The organism is Nocardiopsis moroccensis (assembly GCF_055763695.1).
Genome location: NZ_CP199747.1, coordinates 1,819,114 through 1,835,968, shown reverse-complemented (window position 1 = coordinate 1,835,968; position 16,855 = coordinate 1,819,114). Strand labels below are relative to the sequence as shown.

Below are 16,855 nucleotides of genomic sequence, written 5' to 3'. Positions count from 1 at the left end.
AGCCCCGCCCCGGGGAAGTTGGGGCGGGGCTTTCGCTATTCGTTGAGGTCGATTCCGAGCAGGTCCGCGATGGCGTAGGCGCCTTCGGGTCCGGTCTCTTCGAGGAGGCCGGCGAGCCACACACGGTCGCCGTCGGTCAGCGGGGGTTCGTCTTCCGGGGGCAGGGGTTCATTCATGAGGCGGGTGTACCCGCCTGGCCGGCGGTCGAGCGGTTATCCACAGCCCGTTTCAGCGCGGCCTCGGACCGCCCTTGCGCGGCGCGACCGGCACGTCCGCCTGTACATCCCCGGTGCGTTTGCGGCGCTCGTAGTGGGTGCGGCACAGCCCGTCCGCGACGTGCTTGCGCCCGCATCCTTCCACCTCACACAGGCGCTTGGGGCGCGACCGGGACGCTTTCGCGGCCTGCTTCCTGCGAGCCTCCAACGCCTGCGCACGCAGCGGCTCCCGCAGGGCCCGGAGGGATTCTTGGCGTGCGGCGTCCACATCACGTGCCGCGGCGAAGCGTTCCCACTCGGGGGAGCCGACACGTTCGGTGGAGCGTTCGGACCAGGTGGCGCGCAGGGAGTCCGCGGCCAAGCTCGTGGACCGGCCGAGCCCGTGCGCTTCCCGGTACTGGTCCGCACTCATGCCGTGCTCACGCACGTGCCGCCCGAGGAAGCGCCGCTCCTGCCCGCACTCGTGGCAGATGAGCCCGCCGTCATCGCCGGTCGTGAGCTGCCCGTGGATTCCGTGACCGTCAGGGTCGCCGTATTGCATGGGAGAGTCCTAGCATGAGAGGCGGCCCCGCGCACTTCTCCTGCGCGGGGCCGCTTCCAGTATGGCGAGGTGGCTACTCGCCTTCCCGAGGCTTCTCAGTCTGGGCTTGAGAACTGCCGAAGAGGGACGCCAGCCCTGACGTCACCGTCTTTTCGCCACCGGATGTAGTGGCCTTGGCAGTACCCGCGCTTTTCACTTGGCCGCTCGCATGAGCCCACCGAGCAAGAGGTGATCGCTCGGTGGCGGCTCTTGAGGGGCGCCTCCGGGCGAGGATCCCCTTCACTCCTCAGGCGTTCATAGTGCCCTGGGCACAACCCCTTTGCGCGGGCAGGGAGTTCGCACCCATCGAGAGTGCACACGTCGGGCATCCCGAAGGACGCGACCGGAGTGCCAGCTTGAACATCGCCATTTCGACGCTGGCGCATGTAATGGGCTTGACAGAGACCGTTGCCCTTAAGCCTGCGTTCACAGCCGGGGACAGTGCACCGTCGAGTGTTGCTGTGGCCGTCCATCTTTCTCCTTCTTGACCCTCAGTGCCCATGGCGGGGGTTTGTCCTCATTCTGCTGGCAGTGACTACTCGGCGGCGATCGCTTCTCGGATCGTGTCCGCGGCCTCCTCGGTCACCCACAGGGTCTCCCCGATGGTCCGGCCCGAAGCGTTCTTCAGGTCCTTGCGGTCCATGACCACCGTGTCCTCCCCGTCGATGTCGATGATCTGCCCGAGGTAGATCTGAATGACGTCGTGCGCCGCCTGCCGGGAGTCGAAGCGGTCCTCGACCTCATTGAGGAGGTCGTAGTTGCTGACCACGCTGGCGATCTCGATCATGTGCTGCTCCTTGTACTTGGCGTAGAGCCGCCCCAGGAGGGCGGGGGAAACCTTGAGGGACTTCGCGGCGCGGGCCTGAGCGCCGGGCCGGTGGCGGGCGATCTCCTCGCGGACGGTCTCGCCAGCCAGTTGGATCCTGGCCGCCGTGAAGGGGTTGTCCTTCAGGTCCGCGAGCTGCCCGAGGACGGACAGGGCTTCAGCTGGGGGCAGGGCGCGGATGCGATCCCAGTCCACGAACTCGGTGGCGTCGGGTGTGGTCATGTCAGGCTCCGTGGATCTCGTCGTGCTTGGCGAAGACCGCGGCGACGAACTCGTCGGTGACGGGGCGGACCGCCACGATCTTGGTGGGGAGGATGAGCTGCTCGCCGAGGTGGGCGTCGTGGCCGTCTTCGTCGGAGTAGTCGCCTTCGAGCTCGACCAGGACGGTGTTGTCCATCTGGGGTCCGACGGTGGCGAGGTATTCGATGAGGTCGTCTTCGTCGGCCATCACCGAGATGCCGTACCGGGTGTCTTCGAGCTCGCGCTCGCCGTAGCACTGCCAGCGGGTTTCGCCGCGCAGGTAGTCCTCGGCCTGGCAGTCTTCGCAGCCGCGGCAGTCGCGGAGGGTGTCGCCGCCCCAGTTGCTGCTGATCCAGTTGGTGGGGTCGAGGAGCTCGGTGTGGTCGCGGTCGGCGCGGTCGATGCGGATCATCTTCGGCTCCTCGGGGGGGGGCTGGTTCCTGCTGACACCCCTAAATATACACATGGGTGAGCGCAATGTCTAGCCATGCCTATATGTTTTTCTGGGAAGGCCCCTGACATGCGAAAACCCCCGCCACCTGGTTGGTGACGGGGGCCGGGCCCGGCAAGCAGCCGAAGCCGCCCTTCCCCGCCGGACCCTCCCCGGCCGTAGCCGGGGCCCTACCGCGCGATCACCTTTCGGTGGAAGGGGGCGCGCGGAGCCCCTGTTGGTGCCTCGCCGGGGTCTCCAGTCCCCGGGGTCCGGTCACCACCCGGACCAACCAGCCGCACGCACCGCGCGGCCGGGAGCTTCTATGCCCGCACGCTGGCGGTCCGCAGCGCTGCCATCCACTCGGCGCCGGGGAAGTCCAGGTGGCCGAGGCCGCGGTTCTGGACGTCGCGCACAGCCGTGGTCGCGCCCACCTTGGCCTCCACGCACGCCCCCTGGGAGTTGGAGTACGTGGACTTGCGGAAGCCGTCCTCGGAGTACATGACGGTCTTTCGCCCCTCGATCTCGGTGTGCTGCATGTCTAGCCTTTCTGGTAATCCGCTGCGGATTCCTGGGGGCGGCTGCCACCGTGATCCCCAGGTCGGGACCCGTAGGTCCCTACGGCGCCCCCACCCATGGCGGGGGCGCCGGGTCTTGTGCGCCCTAACCGGCCTGCGCGAACTTCGGGCCGGCCGGGATGTTCATCAGCCACCGCCGTCCCCGCAACTGGTCGAGAGCCTCAGCCGGTGCCATCCCGGCGTAGGTGATCTGGTCCACCAGCCAGGAGATCTCGCGCTGACGCTCCTCGATAGCGATCAACGCCTGCCACCTCGCCTGAGGCGCGAGCCCCTGGGGGACGGCGATCATGCGCGCGATCTCGCGCAGAAGCGTCTGGTAGTCGGTGGTGACGTCCTCGTGGACGTTGGGCATGGGGATCTCCGTGGGTTTGTGTCAGCCAGATACGAACGAGCGGGGCGAGCTCGGGGAACCCCGGCTGTGGTGGGGGTTCGCACCGCCACAGCGCAGCCGGGCCCCTCACGTCCTCACGCCCTGCGGGTACAGCGACCCCCGATTCGCCCGCAACGCCGCCACCAGCGCCTGCCACCGGGTCGCGTCCGCGATCGTCAGGTCCATCAGCACCCCAGGGCGGGCCACACGCGACTCCGCGGCCTGGTCCACGAGAACCTGCACGATGTCAGCGAGCCCGTCGGCCTGCTCTGCGGTGAGCGCACCGGAGCGGATCGCGGACACGAGCGGGTCGGGGGTCGCACTCACAGGACCGCCTCCGGTCCGTCGCCGCGCAGCACCTGCTGCATGAACAGGGACTCCTCCAGCATGGGGAGTTCAGCGCGGCGCAGGTGCGTCTGGATGCCGACGCGCTGGGTGCGGGGGTCGGGGGCCTCGGTGCGGTGGAAGGCCTCGAACCCGCCGGGGCAGCGGTCGATCTGCCAGGCGGGGAAGCGTTTGCGCAGCTCGATGATCTTGGTGTTGTCGTCAGCGGTCGTGGGGTGCCCGTGCAGGGCAGCGGCTTCGGCTTGTCGTGTCATCGTCATCACCTCGCGTTACATCCCACGATGGTGGTGACACAGGCCATAAACCAGATGAGGGGAGGGCCGTTTACGACCCTCCCCTTGCGGGTTCTGCTCTTGTGGGAGCGGTTCTAGGCGGCGACACCCATATGTGTGGCCAGAGCAACCATTTCCGCGGTGGGGGTGCGCCGCGATTCGAGGATGGCCTGGACCGTGGGCCTGGCATACCCCTGGCGGCGCAGCCACTCGGGGGCGCGTTGGAGCACCCCGGACAGCACGTGGGTGGCCTGGTCGGGGTCACGGGTCGCTACGAGCGCCTCAGCGACGTCGAGGCGGTGGCGTTCCCAGTTGATGGGGGTGACGTCGCCGACGTCTTGGACGCGGGGGAGGCGTTCGGCTAGGCGCAGGGTGTGGTCGGGTTTGCCTTCGATGAGCGCGAACTCGGCTTCTTTCTGCGCAACGGTGAGGGGCCCGAAGGTGGCCCAGCAGTCGGTTTCCTTGCGGAGCGCGGACGCTGCGGATCCGGCCACGGACAGCAGGTCGCGGGCCCGGTCGTGGCCGTTGTTGCGCACCGCCGCACTGGCGCCGCGGAACAGCAGGTGCCCCCACGCGGCGAGTTCGGCCGGGGTGGCCTTGCGTAGGCTGCGGGGTTCCATCTCGTCCGCGGACAGCACACTGAGGCGTTCGGCCTCGTCGAGGCGGCCCTGGCGGACGAGTGCCCACCCCTGCCCGCTGATCCCGATCGCCGCCAAGGTGCGGTCACCGGCCTGCGCAGCGTCACGGATGGACGCCCGCAGCGCGGCCAGGGCGTCGGAGATCTGCCGGGTCTGGGTGAGGTAGCGGCCCGCCATCTGGAGTGCGACCGCGCGCGCACGGTAGGCCTCGTCGGTGTCGTATTCGGCGACGGCCCGGTGGCCGGCGCCTACGAGTGCGGGGAGCGCGGCGGCGACGTCGTTGTACCGGTCGGCGCGGTAGAGCACTTCGAGTCGGGCTGCGGTGGTGTGGAGTGCTTGGAGGTCGACGGGTTCGGTGGTGTCGGTTTCGGGGAGTATGGGTTGTCCGTCGATGCCCACGGCGGGGCTGATGGCGGCTCGGAGGCGGGCGAGCGCCCGGTCGTTGCCGGGGTCTTCGGCGAGTGTGACTTGGGGTGCGCGGTCGGTGTAGAGGTCGACGGTGGTGACTCTGAGGGCGTCAGCGATTTGGTGGAGGAGTCCGGTGCGGATGTCGCTGACGGTGGTGGGGTCTTCGGCGCGGCGGACGGTGGAGAGGGATACGCGTGCTTCTTCGGCGAGGCGTTCTTGGCTCCATCGTTTCTGTTTGCGGAGTCCTCTGATTCGGGTGCAAGGGGTATCGTTGGTCATGAAAAGCCCCGTCCTTCCTGTTGCGTCGCTGCTCTCAGGGTAGGGCGGGGCTCTGGTCTTGTCAGGGGTGCGACCGTCCTGTGACACATGTAAGGCCCGGCGGGCGGCCGGGCCTCGTGGTGGTGGTTGGGTCAGATTGGGTCGACGGGCGGGGACACGGGCCCGTTGCTGGTGCCGTTCTCGCGGCGGTACTGGGCGGCGAGGTTGCGGCACTCGCCGATCTGGTCTCGGGTGAGGCCGTGGATGCGGTAGCGGCGGACGTGCCCGTGGGTGGTCGCGGCGACCATGAATGCGGCTCCTGCGAGTGCTGCGATGGCGACGGCGGCGAGGATGATCGCGGCTGCCCACATGAGGACGGTTTCGTAGCTCACTTCTCCTCCTTGGCGATGTCGCGGGCGCGGGCGGTGTTGAGGAGGAGCCCGCATGCGGTGGGGCGCGCGCAGAAGTCCCCGGCTCGCGCCACGGTGTCCCGCAGCCGCGTGTTCTCTTCCTCCAGCTCCCGGACGCGGGCGTTGGCCTGCTCGACCACTGCGCGCGCTTCGACGACTCCTTGGTAGCGTCCGGCGGCGAAGTCGTAGCTGACGTCTGCGACTGCGCGGTCGCGGACCTTGTCGAGTTCGTGGAGTAGGTCCATCACTGCTCTCCCCTTACGTCCTTGAGCGCTTGGTAGTAGCCGTAGTCCCATGGGTCGCCGCTGTAATGGTGTCCGGCTTCGAGCTCGGCCAGGCGGCCTTCCACGACCTCCATGACGGCGTCTGCGATCCTCGCCTCGTCGTCCTCTGACGGGTGGTGGTCCAGGCCCTGGAGGGCGCAGACCGCTTCCGCCACCTTCTCTCGGAGCCCCATCACGCCTCTCCTTCCGCGCGGGCTTCACGAAGCGCTGCCTTGGCTTGCACGGGGGTGGCGCCGTTCGCTTCGAGCCACTGGAGGGCTTCGTAGGCGCTGACGGGTTCGCCGTCGTCGATGTGGAACCGGTTGGTTCCGGCGTAGCGGATGGCGGACAGGTCGAGGTCGGACATCAGGACTCCTCGGTGTGCGACTCGGGTGCGACGGTGGCAGGCCACCCGCCCACGGTGACCAGGTCCACGAGGAAAACTTCGTAGTCCGCCATCAAGGGCTGGTCGAGCTTCACTCGGACGGTCCACTCGGATCGCCCGTAGCAGGTTTGGAGGGTGGGGGGTTCGGTGATGGTGCCGGTGCCGTTGGGTGTGCGGACGTGTGTGCCGGGGTGCAGGGCGGTGTCCATGTGGTCTCCTCGGTAGTCTTGTGCCGGGCCGCCCCTGATTCGCGCAGGGGCGGCCTTCGTCGTGCACGGGGTCAGGCGCACCAGCGGTTGAAGTTGATGGACTTCGTGCCGAGCGCGGTCCTCGCGAGTTCGGCGGGGTTGTCGGCTCCGTCTGCGATGGCGCGGAGCACGTCCTGGTGGAGGGTGTCTTCCATGCTGTGGGCGGCTTCGTAGTCGCCCTTGTCGGCGGCGTTGATGATGCGGGTGATCCGGTCGCGGATGTTCTGGAGAGTCATGTCTGGTTCCTCCGTCGGTGCTCAGGGGGTTAGTAGTCGGCGTGCACGAACCCGTAGAAGCGGACGTCTGAAAAGTCGCTCGCCAGGTCGGACCCGTCGTAGTTGTAGGCGTCCAAGATGGCCTTGAGCTCAGCGCTCAGCGCCCGCAACGACTCGGTGCCCTTCCGCACCACGTCCCCACGGTCGTCCACGGACTCCGTCCACCCCCAGTCGGCGGGGATGTTCTTGATGATCACGTCGATGCTGCTGCCGCCCGAGTAGGTGCGGGTGCGCACGCTGTAGGTGACCTGTACGGGGGCGTTGGCGATGGGGTCGGTGGTCGCGAGCGCCCCGTCTGCGTCGGCCGCCTGGGCCTGCTTGCCGATCTTGCGGGCCATCTTGATGTCGGCGCGGACCAGCTTCGCGATGTCGGCGGTGCGCAGGCCGTGGGTGCGGTCGTGCTTGGCGCCGTAGGTCCTGCGGTCGATGACGCCGTTCTCACCGAGGCGGACGCCGTTGGCGCGGGCTTTGTCGACGAGGCGGTAGATCATGCGCCGGGCGGCGGCTCGTTCGCCTTCGCCTGTGCGGGGGTGGTTGATGAGCGCGTTGAGCAGGTGGACCTTGGACTTGAGCTTGAGCACTGCGCTCATCGAGCCTCCTTTTATCTACGGCGTGTAGATGTCTTGGGGCCACTCTATCGGACCGACCCAAGCTTTGTCCACACCGTGTAGATAAGCTAGGCTCGGAGCATGAACGAGAAGATCCCCGGATACCTCACCATCGCCGACGTCGCCGACCGCCTCAAGGTCAAACCCGCGACCGTGCGCCGCTACCTCCACAAGAAGGACCTACCGAAGCCCGACAGCCGAGCGGGCCAGTCGCCGTTGTGGCGCGAGGAGACGATCTTGGCGTGGCAGAAGGACCGCAAGTCCGCCTCCTGGAACCGCCGGAAGTGACCCCCGGATCCCCCGCCTGCCGGGGGTTTCCGCCCCACAGGTGCACGTGCAACTGGGGTAAACTGGGGGGACAACCGAAAACAGCGAAGCCGCCGGGTGCTGGACACACCACGACGGCTTCTGACCACCAACCTGAACAGCTCTCAGGAGGCGGCTTTGAACAAGCCTAACGGTCTTACGCCCACGAGCAACCTCGGGGCTCAGACTTCTATCCAGCCGGACAGCCCCATCCCGGACTGGATCACCCTTCACCCGAAGGTCACCCACACCGCATACCGGCTCTACGCCATGATGCGAGCGCTCCTCGCACAGGAGGGGCGAGACGGGGATCTGTGGCTCAGCCACGAAGACATCGCCGCTCTCATGCCCGGCCCCGGCGGGAAAAAGAGCAGCATCAGCACCATCAAGAGTGCGCTCAAGGTGCTCGAAGGAATCGGGGTCGTGGCAAACCCCAACGGGGAGCGCCTCGTCACCTCGCCTGGTTCAGGCCGGGGCAAGGCAGCGAAGCGGTACCAGCTCAACGACTGGCCTTCCGAGCACAACGTAGGAGCAGACGCCGATTACATCGACCTCCCGAGCGTCGTCTACCTGATCGGCGAAACTGAATCCTCCATCGCCAAGATCGGCATCACCAAGCACCTCGACCGACGGCTGAAGGCGATCCAGCGCGCGTCCGGCCGCAAGCTCGAGGTTCTGTGGACTACGCCGGGCGGCCTTGAGCTCGAAGGGTGGCTGCACCGCCAGTTCGACGAGCTGCGCACCCACGGCGAGTGGTTCGACTTCGGAGACCGCGACCCCGTGGCAGTCGTCGCCGCCAAGGCAGCGGAGTTCGACGGGGGTGCCAAGTGAGCATCCAGCACATGCAGATGGTCTTCGACGCCGGAGACCTCGCCAGCGGAGAGAAGTCCGTCCTCCTCGCGTACTGCAACTTCACCGACGCCCACGGGTACTGCTGGCCCGGAGTCGAGCGCATCGCCGACATGACCGGATTCTCCGACCGGGGCGTCAAGAAGATCCGCAAGAACCTCATCGAACGCGGCCTGCTCGCCACATCCTCGCGCGTCAACGCCCAAGGCGTCCGCACCACCAACATCACCCGGGTCAACCTCGAACGGCTCGCGGTCCTCCGTATGCCCGAGAAGGTCTACAAGGACAACCTCGTTCACGAGCTGGAGTTCAAGGACGACACCACCCCTGACCAGCCAAAGGGAACCACGGGCACCGACTCTGACCAGCCAAAGTGCACAGAGTTCCCCGACCCGGTGAACACAGTGCCCCTTAAGGATGGGGCACACAGTTCCCCCTATCCATCAGGGGACCCATCAGATGAACCATCATCTTCTTCGGCTGAGGTCGAGGACATCACCGAGGACGCAGCACCTCCCGTCCCGGAGAAGAAGACGAAGATCGAGACTTCCTCGAACATCATCAGAACCCGCCTCGCAGACGAGCACTGCACCGACGGCGAAGCCGACCAGATCGCGAAGAACATCAACGACGCTGGCGACGGACACGGCGGGCGCATCAAGTGGCTGCCCACATGGGTGACCAACCGCGACATCAACACCCTGCGGGATGACCTGATGCTCGTGCGCGGCCTTCAGCCGCCCGCTACGGCGTCAGGAAACCAGGGCGGTACCCGAGGGGGCGCACGGGGCGCCATCGGCACCCGAGAAGAGATTGAAGCGCTCGCCAACATGACCAACCAGCAAGCCCTCGCCGAGATCTTCTTCGACGGCAAACCCGCCAAACCCCTCGAACCAGTCGGCGCCGACGACTTCAGCGGAGACTTCTGACCAACAGGCATCATCAGAGCAGGAGGAACACCATGACCGTTGTCCGGTTCCCCATCCCCCTCCAACAGCGCCTCAACCAGTGGGACGCCACCCACATCGATCTCGGCCAGTGCGTCCACGACGACTGCGACAACCCGGCGATGTTCTACCTCGACCACCGGCCCGGCAAGCAGCCATCCATCAAGTTCTCCACGGGGGAGCACGCCGCGAAGATGAAGCGGTTCCGCGAGCGGGAGGCAGAGGGCAACCTCGGGGAGTTCGCGCCTGCCCCGTCACGCGCTCCGCTGGTGTGCGGGGACTGTGCGATGGGCGCGCTCGCTGCTGTGATCGCCTACGGGAGCTGACCTACCCGGGCCCGCCTGTCACCCCGGGCGGGCCCACACCAGCGACAAGGACACAGGAGGAACAGCATGGACCAGCCCGCGCCGATCATCAGCGAATCCCACGGAGACCTGCCCACCGCAGGGATCGCAGCCGCACCCGTGCACGCACAGATCACCGCTGAGCAAGCAGGCGGACTCGTCGACCCCGTGAACGCCGTCCTGAAACTCCACGCCCCGATCGTGGAGTTCGCTGACGCCGACAACCCCCGCAACGCGGCCGTGTGCGCTCACTGCGGCGACAGCATCACCGACACCCACTTCCGCGACGAGTGGTACAGCGACCTGCTGTGTCCGAAGAACCCGACCCTGTGGTGCGCCGAGTGCAACGACGGGCGAGGTGGGCGCGCTGACTGGCCGTGCGCGACCGTGAAGGCGCTCGGGATCGACGCCTGACCCCCGCGCCCGGTTGGCACACCACCAGCCGGGCCGGGCAGGCACAATCAGAGCAGGAGGCACCATGACCACCACGTCAGCCCTCACACTCCAGTGGGACACGGCCACGACCATCCACTACCGCCTTGACCCTGGGGAGGTCGCGCGCCGCCGTAAAGCCTCAGCAGGCCTAGTGACGAGCTGGGACGCCCTCGAACTCCTCTCAGCCCTGCCCGTCGGTGAGCCTGTCCCTGAGGTGTCGCTGACGGACAACGAGCGCCGCCGGGTTCGTCACCTGCCCGCCGGGTCCGTGCACCGCGACGGGGCCACCATTACCCGGCTGGCGGTGCGTCCGCTGGCCGTGGACGTCGCCGTGGTCGCCGGACCTCCCGCGAAGGCGTTCGAGTCCGCGACACGGTTCGCGCCCGTCTGCGCCCGCGCCGTGTCCCTGGGCCGCCTGCCCGACTCCAAGCGGGACATGTACCTGTCGCAGGCCAGCTTCTACGGGGTCGGTGTGACCGTCGCGGGGGAGGAGCTGTTGGCCCCGGCCCCGTACCGGCCCAAGAGGCACACCCCAGCGGCATGGCGGTTCGTGGAGCGCGTGTACGAGAAGGCGGTGATGGCGTGCGCATCATCGTGACTGGGGGGCGCGACTACACCGACGCGATGGTGGTCGCCTATGCCCTCTCCCACTACGCCCCTACCGGGCCGCACACGCTTGTCCACGGGGCGTGCAAGGTCCGGCGGGAGGACGGGATCCCCTACGAGTTGAAGGCGGGGGAGAAGCCCGGAGCGGACCGGTTGGCGCACTTCCTCGCGCTCGCACTCGGGTGGGAAGTTGAGCCTCACCCCGCCCTGTGGTCTGTGCACGGCAAAGCAGCAGGGCCCAAGCGCAACGAACTCATGGCGACGCGCGGCGCGGACGGGCTCATCGCGCTCCCGGGCGGGCGCGGCACCACGAACATGATCGGGTGCGCGAGGCAGGCAGGGATCCCCGTATGGGAACCCTGCCGGGCGCAGACGGCATGAGATGTCACACCGCTCCGAGATTGTTGCCTTCCTTGTCGACCTCCACGATGACGGCCGACCCTTCCAGAGGCCAACCCTCAGCGACCTGGGCTCGCCGAGCGGCGTCGGTGTTCGGGTGTCGAGGCCGGTTTTTGGGGATCACATCCCACTGGGACTCCGATGATTTGACGTTGACGTAAGCGGTGTTGGCCATGGTTCGCTCCCGATCGTGGATGGTCACACGAACGCTACGCTCCGGCACGGACAAAGCCCAGCCCGACCGTCACCACCACACGGCATCATCAGACCAACGCCACCAGCAAGGAGAACACGATGACCCTCCCCGAACACGAACTCGCCGCGACCTGCGACCACGACGTCACCATCGCCGCGTGCGAAACCCCCGAGTGCAGCGAGACCCTGCTCGGACGGGAACGCGAGTACGCCGAAGCCCGCCTCGCGCACGCCGCTGAGACCGGCGAGTACGACGGCTGGGACGACTGACCCCGGGCTCGGCAGGCACGCGCGCCCACGCCACACCAAGACACAGGAGACCCGATGACTGACACCACCCCACCCACGCCCGCACTCACCCCCGAGGAACAGCCCCGTTTCGAGGCTGCCATCAACCAGCGCTCCGACGCCGCCGACCGTGCGGTCCTTCGCCTACTCCTCCACGCTGGGCTGCGCGCCAGCGAAGTCGTCGCCCTGGACATCCACCACATCGACCTCGCCAAGCAGGTCGTGCACGTCCCCGAGGGCAAGTCCCCCGTCCGCACCGCCCCCATCACCGACCAGGCCACACTGGCCGACCTCGCCGCGGTGGTCGAAGGGCGCGGGACGAAGGCCACCGCCGTCCGGCCGCTGTTCGTCGGCAGGACCGGGGAACGGCTGCGGCTCGCCCGGGTGCTGTGGCTGGTCCGCCACGTCGCCACCGAAGCCGGCCTGGACGTTCGGGCCGCCGCGCTCCGCCGCACCTACGCCGCCCACCTGGAACGCGAGGAACTGGAAGCTGCGGAGATCGCCGTGCGCATGGGGTGGAGCCTGACCGCAACCGAATGACCCCGTGGTTGCTCATTAGGTTGCCCACAAGGTGTCTCACTTGGCTGTGGGCAACCTGAAAGGAATCCTTACAAGCTCAGGAGGCAACATGACTGACACCGCGATCCCCGAAGCCCAACCCGACCCGTGCGCGTGCGGCACCCCGTCCATCCGCTGCCAGTGCGGCGACACCCGGTGCCCGAAGTGCGACCCGACCTGTGAGGAGACCTGATGGACGAGCTTGTGGCCTGGTTCCGCCGCATGTGGCACCGCACCGTGAACGCCGCGTGGAAGTGGTCAGGGATGCGCGCGTGGAACCGCACCATCCGACGGATGCTCACACGAGCACACCAGCAGTGACCGGGCACCCGAGCAGGACGGGCACATGAAAACGGCCCCCCGCGGCAACGGGGGACCGTCTCTGCAACCTGAACGGTCAACGCAACCTGAACGGTCAACCCAACGCTAGCAGCGGCCGGGCTCGCACGCGGCGGAAACTACAGAACGCTCCCAACGGTGCCCCCTGAATCGCTACTCTCCTGCCGTGACCCTCGAACGCGAACCCGAAACCAACTCCCCCTGGGAGTTCTTCGTCGACAAAAAGCTGGCCCGCCAGTACGTCGCCTGCAAGCAATGCCTCGACGCCCACTGCTACTCAGACCAGCTTGAGGCATGGCTTCTTCGCCAGCGGCCCGTGCCGGTGCGGGTGCTCGCGGTCCTCGCGGGGCTTCCTCGATTCACTGCTGAGCTGTGGCCTTTCTTGAGGCGACACAAAGAGTGTGCGCATGAGTGGCGCGAAGACAGAGACGAAGACTGACGGCACGCGAAAGACCCCGCACGCGCGCTCATCTACAAGACCAGCTCTACAACCCAGATCCACAAAGCAGAAGGCCCCGCACGGGCTCACGTCAAGACACCTGACACACCCTCGGGACGTGTTAAGCCCAGCCGGGATCCTTAACGTCTCACATCCGCCGCCCGCCACCACCAGGTGGCCCGCTCCGCGCACCCGCCCGTCGCGACCGTGAGCACACCCCACACCCGCCACGTGTCCGGCAACCAGTACCGGGGCCAGTCCACGACGTGCATGGCAGCCCACCACAGGTGGCCCATGAGACGGCACAGCACGTAGGTCATGGTGTGACGGTAACGCAGAAGGCCCCGCACGAGGCGGGGCCAACGCTCACGTCCTCCGCTGGGAGGGACAGTGCGAGTCTACGCGTGGAACTCCGGCAGCGGCTCCGGGCCCACATACTGCTGGCGCCGGCAGTCCCGCGACGGAGCATCCTCGGCCGCGCACGCGCCAGCGCCCGACTCAGCAGCAGCGTGGAACGCACGCCCATGCCCGCACTGACACACCGCCGGCGGGTTCAACTGGTCACGCCGCGACTGCTCCAGCTCGGAACGACGCGACTGCTGGGAAACAACGAACTCACGGATCTGAGGCCACCCGAGAAGCCCCACCAGAGCCAGCAGCCCGATGGTCCCTGAGATGGCAGTAAGGGGGTCCATGACACCAATGGTAAGCACAAAAACCAGCACCGCCAGAGCAATCACGCGACCATCAACGCGTGCATTCCGAACACCACCAGAAGCGGCGACCCGACCAGAGAGCACCACCTGATACCGTCCTCCACCTTCGACTCACCCGCCACGAACGCCACCGGGCTGCGGAACATCCACCAGCGTTTCCCGCGATGCACCAGCGGCCACGCCAGCGGAACCCCAGCCCGGGTCAACCAGTCACCGAGGATGTGCACCAGGGCGCCAACGCTCACCGTCAACCCGACCAGCCACGGGGCCACGCCGAACACCACCGCCACACCAGCAACCACCGCAGCCGCCACACCCACCGACTGCGCACCGACCAGCCACGCCCGCACCCTCCACCGCCACCTCGGCTCGCCCTTGCGCCGCCGCGGCTTCGAGCACAACCCTGACGCCCGCAACACCAACCCCCCACCCAGCGCTGCCATCGCGATCACCACCACCCCCAGCCCGAGCGCACCAACCGCGGACAGCACCCACGCCAGCAGCCCATAGAAGACCACCGCGGGAATCGTGTGCGTCAGGTGCCGGTGCCCTCCCGGAGTGCTCTCCTCGTCGCGGCGCAACTGGCCGGTGTCGTACCGGGTCGCTGTCGCTCGGAACACCCACGACGACAGGGTGCGCGTCCGCGCCGACAGCTCCTGCGTGATCCGGCCCAGCGACCGGCCCACTGTCGAACCCGGCTCATCAAGGTCAGGGAGCAGCGCCGCGCCTGCGCCAACCGCCGCGCACACAATGAGGTCGGAGGGGTGGGAGCCCAAGGCCGCGGCGAGGGCAGTGCCGACCAGGAGGCCAGACGCAGCATGGCTGACGCCCATCATCGGGGGCCTCGCTCAGTAGGGGTACTCACAGGGGGTCTCCAATCAAGGGGAAGGGGCCCGTTCAGGGCCCCTCGCGTAGCGCAACTCAGTAGTTTGTGCAGGTCAAGCAGTTGTGCACTAGGTAGCGCTCACGAGCGCAACCGGGGCCGCTACTCGGCCTCCGTAGCGGCCCACACCTCATCCGGGACCCTCACCACGCCCGCCCGCACCCGCTCGATAGCGACCGCGAACACCTCCAGCTCGTAGGCGCGCGCACCCCGCCACGGCGACTGCCGCGGCTCCACACCCACCTGCCGCAGCAGCTCACCCAGACGCCGTGAGGTGACCCCGAACCGGTGCGCGAGGTTCGCCATCGCCACCAGACCCTCAGCCGCGGCCATGTCCCGCCCTGCGGTCAGCAGGGGCGGTACCTGGAGGTCGGACAGGGAGTCTGCGGCGATGCCCTCGAACCCGTCACCCGGCGTCTCCTGCGGCTTCTCGGGGGCTTCCCCGGGCACGGGCATCCCGGAGTCACGGAGTGCCTTGCGCATGGCCTCCATGGCGACGTCACCGCCCGCAGCGGGGTTCACCGGACCCGAGGGTGCAGACGGCCGCGACGGGCCCGCAGGCGCGCTCTGAGAGGCTTTCCGTGGGGCCTGCTTGCCCGACAACCACGACTCCTTCGCGCGCTCCCACCGGGCGTCGTACACGCCAGGAGCAACCCTGTGAGTCAGCGCATCGAGCAGCGGACGCCGATCCGCGGTCTTCGCCGCAGCCTCACGAGCGCTGGAGGGCTTGGTGCGGAACCCCTTGAACAGGCGCGGCACCGAACCCTCCTCGCCGAACACCCCGAACCCCACACCGGGGATCTCCTCACACCGCGGCGCCTTCCCCCAGTTGAACAGGTACGCCAGCTCCTGGTCCCCGTCGACCTGCATGCTGATCTTCACCGCCGCCTGCGCGTTCAGCTCGATCGGCAACCCCTTACCGCCGGCGTCCACCGCCCGCAGTGCACACACCAGCGTCGACACCGACGCGCCCCGGCCGCGGTTGGAGATCTCCACGAGTTTCTGCTTGATCGCGTTCGGAAGATCGTTGGACTCGTCCGTGACGATGAGGATGTGTGGCACCCGGTGCGAGCTGGGAACCTTGTCGTCGTCGGCTTCCTCCATGGCGTCGGCGTAGCCGATCTTTCGTGCGGGGATCGCAGCGATCGCGAAGTCGAGCATCTCCACGGCTTCGTCTTCGTCAGTGGCGACCCAGTCGATCGCAGGACGGTCGGCGTCACCGTTCAGCCACGGCTTCAGGTAGGGGCGGAACACGCCGCCGCCGTTGAAGTCGACTCCCCAGATCAGCACGTCATCGCACGCCAGCAGCTGCGACATCAGCGTGACCAACTGGTTGGACTTGCCCGAACCCTTCTGGCCGATGAGCAGCGCAGACGTCCACTTCAAGCCGACCTGCGCGATCTGCCCGTCCGGGGTGATACCGAACCTCACCGGGTCGTAGATGGAGGCCTTCTCGAAATCCGACGGGAGCGGTAGGTCCTCCGCGAGGACGTTCACCGTGGACACGTCCACGATCACCTGACGGGCCGTCGGGCCCCGCCGCACCTCCACGCCGCACCCCTCGGGCAGGTCGGCGTCACTACAGAGCTCCAGGCGCTTGGAGGAGATGTCCGTCCACCGGTACCCGCCCGCGGGCAGCTCCAGCAGCACCGAGTACCCGGTCTTGCGCGTCTTCCCGGGGGTGTCGGGGACGGGACGCTCCCAGTCGTCCAACCCGGTCACCCGCACACCCTTGATGCGGCACACCCGGTTGATGCGTCCCTCCCACTCACCGGCAAGGCCCCGACGCCGCGACGCCTCCTCAACCTTGGCTTCGTGTTCGCGGACGTTCTCGGTGTGCACCGCCGCGGCCTTCGTCGCGACCACCGCTACCGCGCTACCGGTAGCCAAGGTGGCGATACCGTCCACCGACCAGGGGGTGGTGGCGAGCGCGTCCCACGTCCACCACCCGTAGAACCCCCACGCCGCCAGGTGCGTCCACCGCGCGAACTGCGGCAGGCGCCGTTTGGTGTCCTGCGCGAGAGTGAGCAGCCCGCACGCGGTAGCGCCCGCCACCGCATACCAGGGCGACACCTCGAACACCGACCCCCACCCCGCTACCGCCACCGACGTGCACGCAGCCGACACCGGACCGCTGAGCGGCCCGAACTGGCCGGGTTGGATGCGCTTCCTCTTCTTGCCCACCACAGCCACCTCCTTTCT

Annotated in this window: 32 protein-coding genes; 12 read left to right on the top strand and 20 right to left on the bottom strand. The window is 67.8% G+C overall.

Annotated features, from left to right (window positions below):
• Nucleotides 1-35 precede the first annotated feature (35 nt).
• From ACUKCB_RS08020 to ACUKCB_RS07945, 16 genes are all read right to left on the bottom strand, one after another.
• Nucleotides 36-176 carry a hypothetical protein gene (locus tag ACUKCB_RS08020; protein WP_473039859.1) on the bottom strand — a complete coding sequence of 47 codons (141 nt, stop codon included), beginning with the start codon at nt 174-176 and terminating at the stop codon, nt 36-38.
• 52 nt (nt 177-228) lie between these two features.
• Complete coding sequence (locus ACUKCB_RS08015) at nt 229-756, bottom strand: MucR family transcriptional regulator (RefSeq protein WP_473039858.1); 528 nt, start codon at nt 754-756, stop codon at nt 229-231.
• Between the two features lie 574 nt (nt 757-1,330).
• Nucleotides 1,331-1,843 (bottom strand): hypothetical protein, encoded by a 513-nt coding sequence (locus ACUKCB_RS08010; RefSeq protein ID WP_473039857.1) that lies wholly within the window; start codon nt 1,841-1,843, stop codon nt 1,331-1,333.
• Nucleotide 1,844: 1 nt separating this feature from the next.
• A complete protein-coding gene (locus tag ACUKCB_RS08005) occupies nt 1,845-2,273 on the bottom strand; it encodes a hypothetical protein (RefSeq protein ID WP_473039856.1) in 429 nt (142 codons plus the stop codon).
• A 341-nt stretch (nt 2,274-2,614) separates the two neighbouring features.
• Complete coding sequence (locus tag ACUKCB_RS08000; protein ID WP_473039855.1) at nt 2,615-2,830, bottom strand: DUF397 domain-containing protein; 216 nt, start codon at nt 2,828-2,830, stop codon at nt 2,615-2,617.
• Nucleotides 2,831-2,954: 124 nt separating this feature from the next.
• Nucleotides 2,955-3,221, bottom strand: coding sequence for a hypothetical protein (locus ACUKCB_RS07995; protein ID WP_473039854.1), 267 nt, complete (start codon nt 3,219-3,221; stop codon nt 2,955-2,957).
• A gap of 105 nt (nt 3,222-3,326) precedes the next feature.
• The gene (locus tag ACUKCB_RS07990; RefSeq protein ID WP_473039853.1) at nt 3,327-3,566 is read right to left on the bottom strand and encodes a hypothetical protein; all 240 of its coding nucleotides are present in this window, start codon (nt 3,564-3,566) and stop codon (nt 3,327-3,329) included.
• The gene (locus ACUKCB_RS07985; protein ID WP_473039852.1) at nt 3,563-3,838 is read right to left on the bottom strand and encodes a hypothetical protein; all 276 of its coding nucleotides are present in this window, start codon (nt 3,836-3,838) and stop codon (nt 3,563-3,565) included. The genes ACUKCB_RS07990 and ACUKCB_RS07985 overlap by 4 nt, the downstream gene beginning before the upstream one ends.
• A gap of 113 nt (nt 3,839-3,951) precedes the next feature.
• Nucleotides 3,952-5,181 (bottom strand): helix-turn-helix domain-containing protein, encoded by a 1,230-nt coding sequence (locus ACUKCB_RS07980; RefSeq protein ID WP_473039851.1) that lies wholly within the window; start codon nt 5,179-5,181, stop codon nt 3,952-3,954.
• Nucleotides 5,182-5,312: 131 nt separating this feature from the next.
• A complete protein-coding gene (locus ACUKCB_RS07975; protein WP_473039850.1) occupies nt 5,313-5,552 on the bottom strand; it encodes a hypothetical protein in 240 nt (79 codons plus the stop codon).
• Complete coding sequence (locus ACUKCB_RS07970; RefSeq protein ID WP_473039849.1) at nt 5,549-5,815, bottom strand: hypothetical protein; 267 nt, start codon at nt 5,813-5,815, stop codon at nt 5,549-5,551. Before ACUKCB_RS07970 ends, ACUKCB_RS07975 begins: the two co-directional genes overlap by 4 nt.
• Nucleotides 5,815-6,027 (bottom strand): hypothetical protein, encoded by a 213-nt coding sequence (locus ACUKCB_RS07965; RefSeq protein WP_473039848.1) that lies wholly within the window; start codon nt 6,025-6,027, stop codon nt 5,815-5,817. Before ACUKCB_RS07965 ends, ACUKCB_RS07970 begins: the two co-directional genes overlap by 1 nt.
• Nucleotides 6,027-6,200 carry a hypothetical protein gene (locus tag ACUKCB_RS07960; protein WP_473039847.1) on the bottom strand — a complete coding sequence of 58 codons (174 nt, stop codon included), beginning with the start codon at nt 6,198-6,200 and terminating at the stop codon, nt 6,027-6,029. Before ACUKCB_RS07960 ends, ACUKCB_RS07965 begins: the two co-directional genes overlap by 1 nt.
• Nucleotides 6,200-6,427: a hypothetical protein gene (locus ACUKCB_RS07955; RefSeq protein WP_473039846.1), complete on the bottom strand. Its 228-nt coding sequence runs from the start codon at nt 6,425-6,427 to the stop codon at nt 6,200-6,202. The genes ACUKCB_RS07960 and ACUKCB_RS07955 overlap by 1 nt, the downstream gene beginning before the upstream one ends.
• Nucleotides 6,428-6,498: 71 nt before the next feature.
• Nucleotides 6,499-6,702, bottom strand: a complete 204-nt coding sequence (locus tag ACUKCB_RS07950; RefSeq protein ID WP_473039845.1) for a hypothetical protein — start codon at nt 6,700-6,702, stop codon at nt 6,499-6,501.
• Nucleotides 6,703-6,731: 29 nt separating this feature from the next.
• Nucleotides 6,732-7,331 (bottom strand): hypothetical protein, encoded by a 600-nt coding sequence (locus tag ACUKCB_RS07945; protein ID WP_473039844.1) that lies wholly within the window; start codon nt 7,329-7,331, stop codon nt 6,732-6,734.
• 99 nt (nt 7,332-7,430) lie between these two features.
• Between ACUKCB_RS07945 and ACUKCB_RS07940 the strand changes: the two genes are divergently transcribed.
• From ACUKCB_RS07940 to ACUKCB_RS07910, 7 genes are all read left to right on the top strand, one after another.
• On the top strand, nt 7,431-7,637 hold the full coding sequence (locus ACUKCB_RS07940; RefSeq protein WP_473039843.1) for a helix-turn-helix transcriptional regulator: 207 nt from the start codon (nt 7,431-7,433) through the stop codon (nt 7,635-7,637).
• Nucleotides 7,638-7,793: 156 nt separating this feature from the next.
• Nucleotides 7,794-8,486, top strand: coding sequence for a GIY-YIG nuclease family protein (locus tag ACUKCB_RS07935; protein WP_473039842.1), 693 nt, complete (start codon nt 7,794-7,796; stop codon nt 8,484-8,486).
• Nucleotides 8,483-9,433 carry a helix-turn-helix domain-containing protein gene (locus ACUKCB_RS07930; protein WP_473039841.1) on the top strand — a complete coding sequence of 317 codons (951 nt, stop codon included), beginning with the start codon at nt 8,483-8,485 and terminating at the stop codon, nt 9,431-9,433. The genes ACUKCB_RS07935 and ACUKCB_RS07930 overlap by 4 nt, the downstream gene beginning before the upstream one ends.
• A gap of 32 nt (nt 9,434-9,465) precedes the next feature.
• Nucleotides 9,466-9,777, top strand: coding sequence for a hypothetical protein (locus ACUKCB_RS07925; protein ID WP_473039840.1), 312 nt, complete (start codon nt 9,466-9,468; stop codon nt 9,775-9,777).
• A 66-nt stretch (nt 9,778-9,843) separates the two neighbouring features.
• Nucleotides 9,844-10,209: a hypothetical protein gene (locus ACUKCB_RS07920; protein WP_473039839.1), complete on the top strand. Its 366-nt coding sequence runs from the start codon at nt 9,844-9,846 to the stop codon at nt 10,207-10,209.
• A gap of 64 nt (nt 10,210-10,273) precedes the next feature.
• The gene (locus ACUKCB_RS07915; RefSeq protein WP_473039838.1) at nt 10,274-10,828 is read left to right on the top strand and encodes a hypothetical protein; all 555 of its coding nucleotides are present in this window, start codon (nt 10,274-10,276) and stop codon (nt 10,826-10,828) included.
• Nucleotides 10,813-11,217 carry a hypothetical protein gene (locus ACUKCB_RS07910; RefSeq protein ID WP_473039837.1) on the top strand — a complete coding sequence of 135 codons (405 nt, stop codon included), beginning with the start codon at nt 10,813-10,815 and terminating at the stop codon, nt 11,215-11,217. Before ACUKCB_RS07915 ends, ACUKCB_RS07910 begins: the two co-directional genes overlap by 16 nt.
• Nucleotides 11,218-11,221: 4 nt before the next feature.
• Here ACUKCB_RS07910 and ACUKCB_RS07905 read toward each other — a convergent pair whose 3' ends face one another.
• The gene (locus ACUKCB_RS07905) at nt 11,222-11,437 is read right to left on the bottom strand and encodes a hypothetical protein (protein WP_473039836.1); all 216 of its coding nucleotides are present in this window, start codon (nt 11,435-11,437) and stop codon (nt 11,222-11,224) included.
• 92 nt (nt 11,438-11,529) lie between these two features.
• Here ACUKCB_RS07905 and ACUKCB_RS07900 point away from each other — a divergent pair, with 92 nt between their 5' ends.
• The 5 genes from ACUKCB_RS07900 to ACUKCB_RS07880 all read left to right on the top strand — a co-directional run bounded on the left by ACUKCB_RS07900 (nt 11,530) and on the right by ACUKCB_RS07880 (nt 13,054).
• The gene (locus ACUKCB_RS07900) at nt 11,530-11,700 is read left to right on the top strand and encodes a hypothetical protein (RefSeq protein ID WP_473039835.1); all 171 of its coding nucleotides are present in this window, start codon (nt 11,530-11,532) and stop codon (nt 11,698-11,700) included.
• Between the two features lie 54 nt (nt 11,701-11,754).
• Nucleotides 11,755-12,258, top strand: a complete 504-nt coding sequence (locus ACUKCB_RS07895) for a tyrosine-type recombinase/integrase (RefSeq protein ID WP_473039834.1) — start codon at nt 11,755-11,757, stop codon at nt 12,256-12,258.
• 88 nt (nt 12,259-12,346) lie between these two features.
• Complete coding sequence (locus ACUKCB_RS07890; RefSeq protein WP_473039833.1) at nt 12,347-12,469, top strand: hypothetical protein; 123 nt, start codon at nt 12,347-12,349, stop codon at nt 12,467-12,469.
• A complete protein-coding gene (locus ACUKCB_RS07885; protein WP_473039832.1) occupies nt 12,469-12,597 on the top strand; it encodes a hypothetical protein in 129 nt (42 codons plus the stop codon). The genes ACUKCB_RS07890 and ACUKCB_RS07885 overlap by 1 nt, the downstream gene beginning before the upstream one ends.
• 184 nt (nt 12,598-12,781) lie before the next feature.
• The gene (locus ACUKCB_RS07880) at nt 12,782-13,054 is read left to right on the top strand and encodes a hypothetical protein (protein WP_473039831.1); all 273 of its coding nucleotides are present in this window, start codon (nt 12,782-12,784) and stop codon (nt 13,052-13,054) included.
• Between the two features lie 140 nt (nt 13,055-13,194).
• Here ACUKCB_RS07880 and ACUKCB_RS07875 read toward each other — a convergent pair whose 3' ends face one another.
• The 3 genes from ACUKCB_RS07875 to ACUKCB_RS07865 all read right to left on the bottom strand — a co-directional run bounded on the left by ACUKCB_RS07875 (nt 13,195) and on the right by ACUKCB_RS07865 (nt 16,837).
• Complete coding sequence (locus ACUKCB_RS07875; RefSeq protein WP_473039830.1) at nt 13,195-13,374, bottom strand: hypothetical protein; 180 nt, start codon at nt 13,372-13,374, stop codon at nt 13,195-13,197.
• Nucleotides 13,375-13,790: 416 nt separating this feature from the next.
• On the bottom strand, nt 13,791-14,606 hold the full coding sequence (locus tag ACUKCB_RS07870; RefSeq protein ID WP_473039829.1) for a metal-dependent hydrolase: 816 nt from the start codon (nt 14,604-14,606) through the stop codon (nt 13,791-13,793).
• A 149-nt stretch (nt 14,607-14,755) separates the two neighbouring features.
• Nucleotides 14,756-16,837, bottom strand: coding sequence for a hypothetical protein (locus ACUKCB_RS07865; RefSeq protein ID WP_473039828.1), 2,082 nt, complete (start codon nt 16,835-16,837; stop codon nt 14,756-14,758).
• Between the last annotated feature and the right edge of the window lie 18 nt (nt 16,838-16,855).

Bases quoted from the DNA above. Each gene is read 5' to 3' on its own strand.
- ACUKCB_RS08020 (WP_473039859.1), bottom strand. From the start codon at position 176: ATGAATGAACCCCTGCCCCCGGAAGACGAACCCCCGCTGACCGACGGC.
- ACUKCB_RS08015 (WP_473039858.1), bottom strand. From the start codon at position 756: ATGCAATACGGCGACCCTGACGGTCACGGAATCCACGGGCAGCTCACG.
- ACUKCB_RS08010 (WP_473039857.1), bottom strand. From the start codon at position 1,843: ATGACCACACCCGACGCCACCGAGTTCGTGGACTGGGATCGCATCCGC.
- ACUKCB_RS08005 (WP_473039856.1), bottom strand. From the start codon at position 2,273: ATGATCCGCATCGACCGCGCCGACCGCGACCACACCGAGCTCCTCGAC.
- ACUKCB_RS08000 (WP_473039855.1), bottom strand. From the start codon at position 2,830: ATGCAGCACACCGAGATCGAGGGGCGAAAGACCGTCATGTACTCCGAG.
- ACUKCB_RS07995 (WP_473039854.1), bottom strand. From the start codon at position 3,221: ATGCCCAACGTCCACGAGGACGTCACCACCGACTACCAGACGCTTCTG.
- ACUKCB_RS07985 (WP_473039852.1), bottom strand. From the start codon at position 3,838: ATGACACGACAAGCCGAAGCCGCTGCCCTGCACGGGCACCCCACGACC.
- ACUKCB_RS07980 (WP_473039851.1), bottom strand. From the start codon at position 5,181: ATGACCAACGATACCCCTTGCACCCGAATCAGAGGACTCCGCAAACAG.
- ACUKCB_RS07970 (WP_473039849.1), bottom strand. From the start codon at position 5,815: ATGGACCTACTCCACGAACTCGACAAGGTCCGCGACCGCGCAGTCGCA.
- ACUKCB_RS07965 (WP_473039848.1), bottom strand. From the start codon at position 6,027: ATGGGGCTCCGAGAGAAGGTGGCGGAAGCGGTCTGCGCCCTCCAGGGC.
- ACUKCB_RS07960 (WP_473039847.1), bottom strand. From the start codon at position 6,200: ATGTCCGACCTCGACCTGTCCGCCATCCGCTACGCCGGAACCAACCGG.
- ACUKCB_RS07955 (WP_473039846.1), bottom strand. From the start codon at position 6,427: ATGGACACCGCCCTGCACCCCGGCACACACGTCCGCACACCCAACGGC.
- ACUKCB_RS07950 (WP_473039845.1), bottom strand. From the start codon at position 6,702: ATGACTCTCCAGAACATCCGCGACCGGATCACCCGCATCATCAACGCC.
- ACUKCB_RS07945 (WP_473039844.1), bottom strand. From the start codon at position 7,331: ATGAGCGCAGTGCTCAAGCTCAAGTCCAAGGTCCACCTGCTCAACGCG.
- ACUKCB_RS07940 (WP_473039843.1), top strand. From the start codon at position 7,431: ATGAACGAGAAGATCCCCGGATACCTCACCATCGCCGACGTCGCCGAC.
- ACUKCB_RS07925 (WP_473039840.1), top strand. From the start codon at position 9,466: ATGACCGTTGTCCGGTTCCCCATCCCCCTCCAACAGCGCCTCAACCAG.
- ACUKCB_RS07920 (WP_473039839.1), top strand. From the start codon at position 9,844: ATGGACCAGCCCGCGCCGATCATCAGCGAATCCCACGGAGACCTGCCC.
- ACUKCB_RS07915 (WP_473039838.1), top strand. From the start codon at position 10,274: ATGACCACCACGTCAGCCCTCACACTCCAGTGGGACACGGCCACGACC.
- ACUKCB_RS07900 (WP_473039835.1), top strand. From the start codon at position 11,530: ATGACCCTCCCCGAACACGAACTCGCCGCGACCTGCGACCACGACGTC.
- ACUKCB_RS07895 (WP_473039834.1), top strand. From the start codon at position 11,755: ATGACTGACACCACCCCACCCACGCCCGCACTCACCCCCGAGGAACAG.
- ACUKCB_RS07890 (WP_473039833.1), top strand. From the start codon at position 12,347: ATGACTGACACCGCGATCCCCGAAGCCCAACCCGACCCGTGCGCGTGC.
- ACUKCB_RS07885 (WP_473039832.1), top strand. From the start codon at position 12,469: ATGGACGAGCTTGTGGCCTGGTTCCGCCGCATGTGGCACCGCACCGTG.
- ACUKCB_RS07875 (WP_473039830.1), bottom strand. From the start codon at position 13,374: ATGACCTACGTGCTGTGCCGTCTCATGGGCCACCTGTGGTGGGCTGCC.
- ACUKCB_RS07870 (WP_473039829.1), bottom strand. From the start codon at position 14,606: ATGATGGGCGTCAGCCATGCTGCGTCTGGCCTCCTGGTCGGCACTGCC.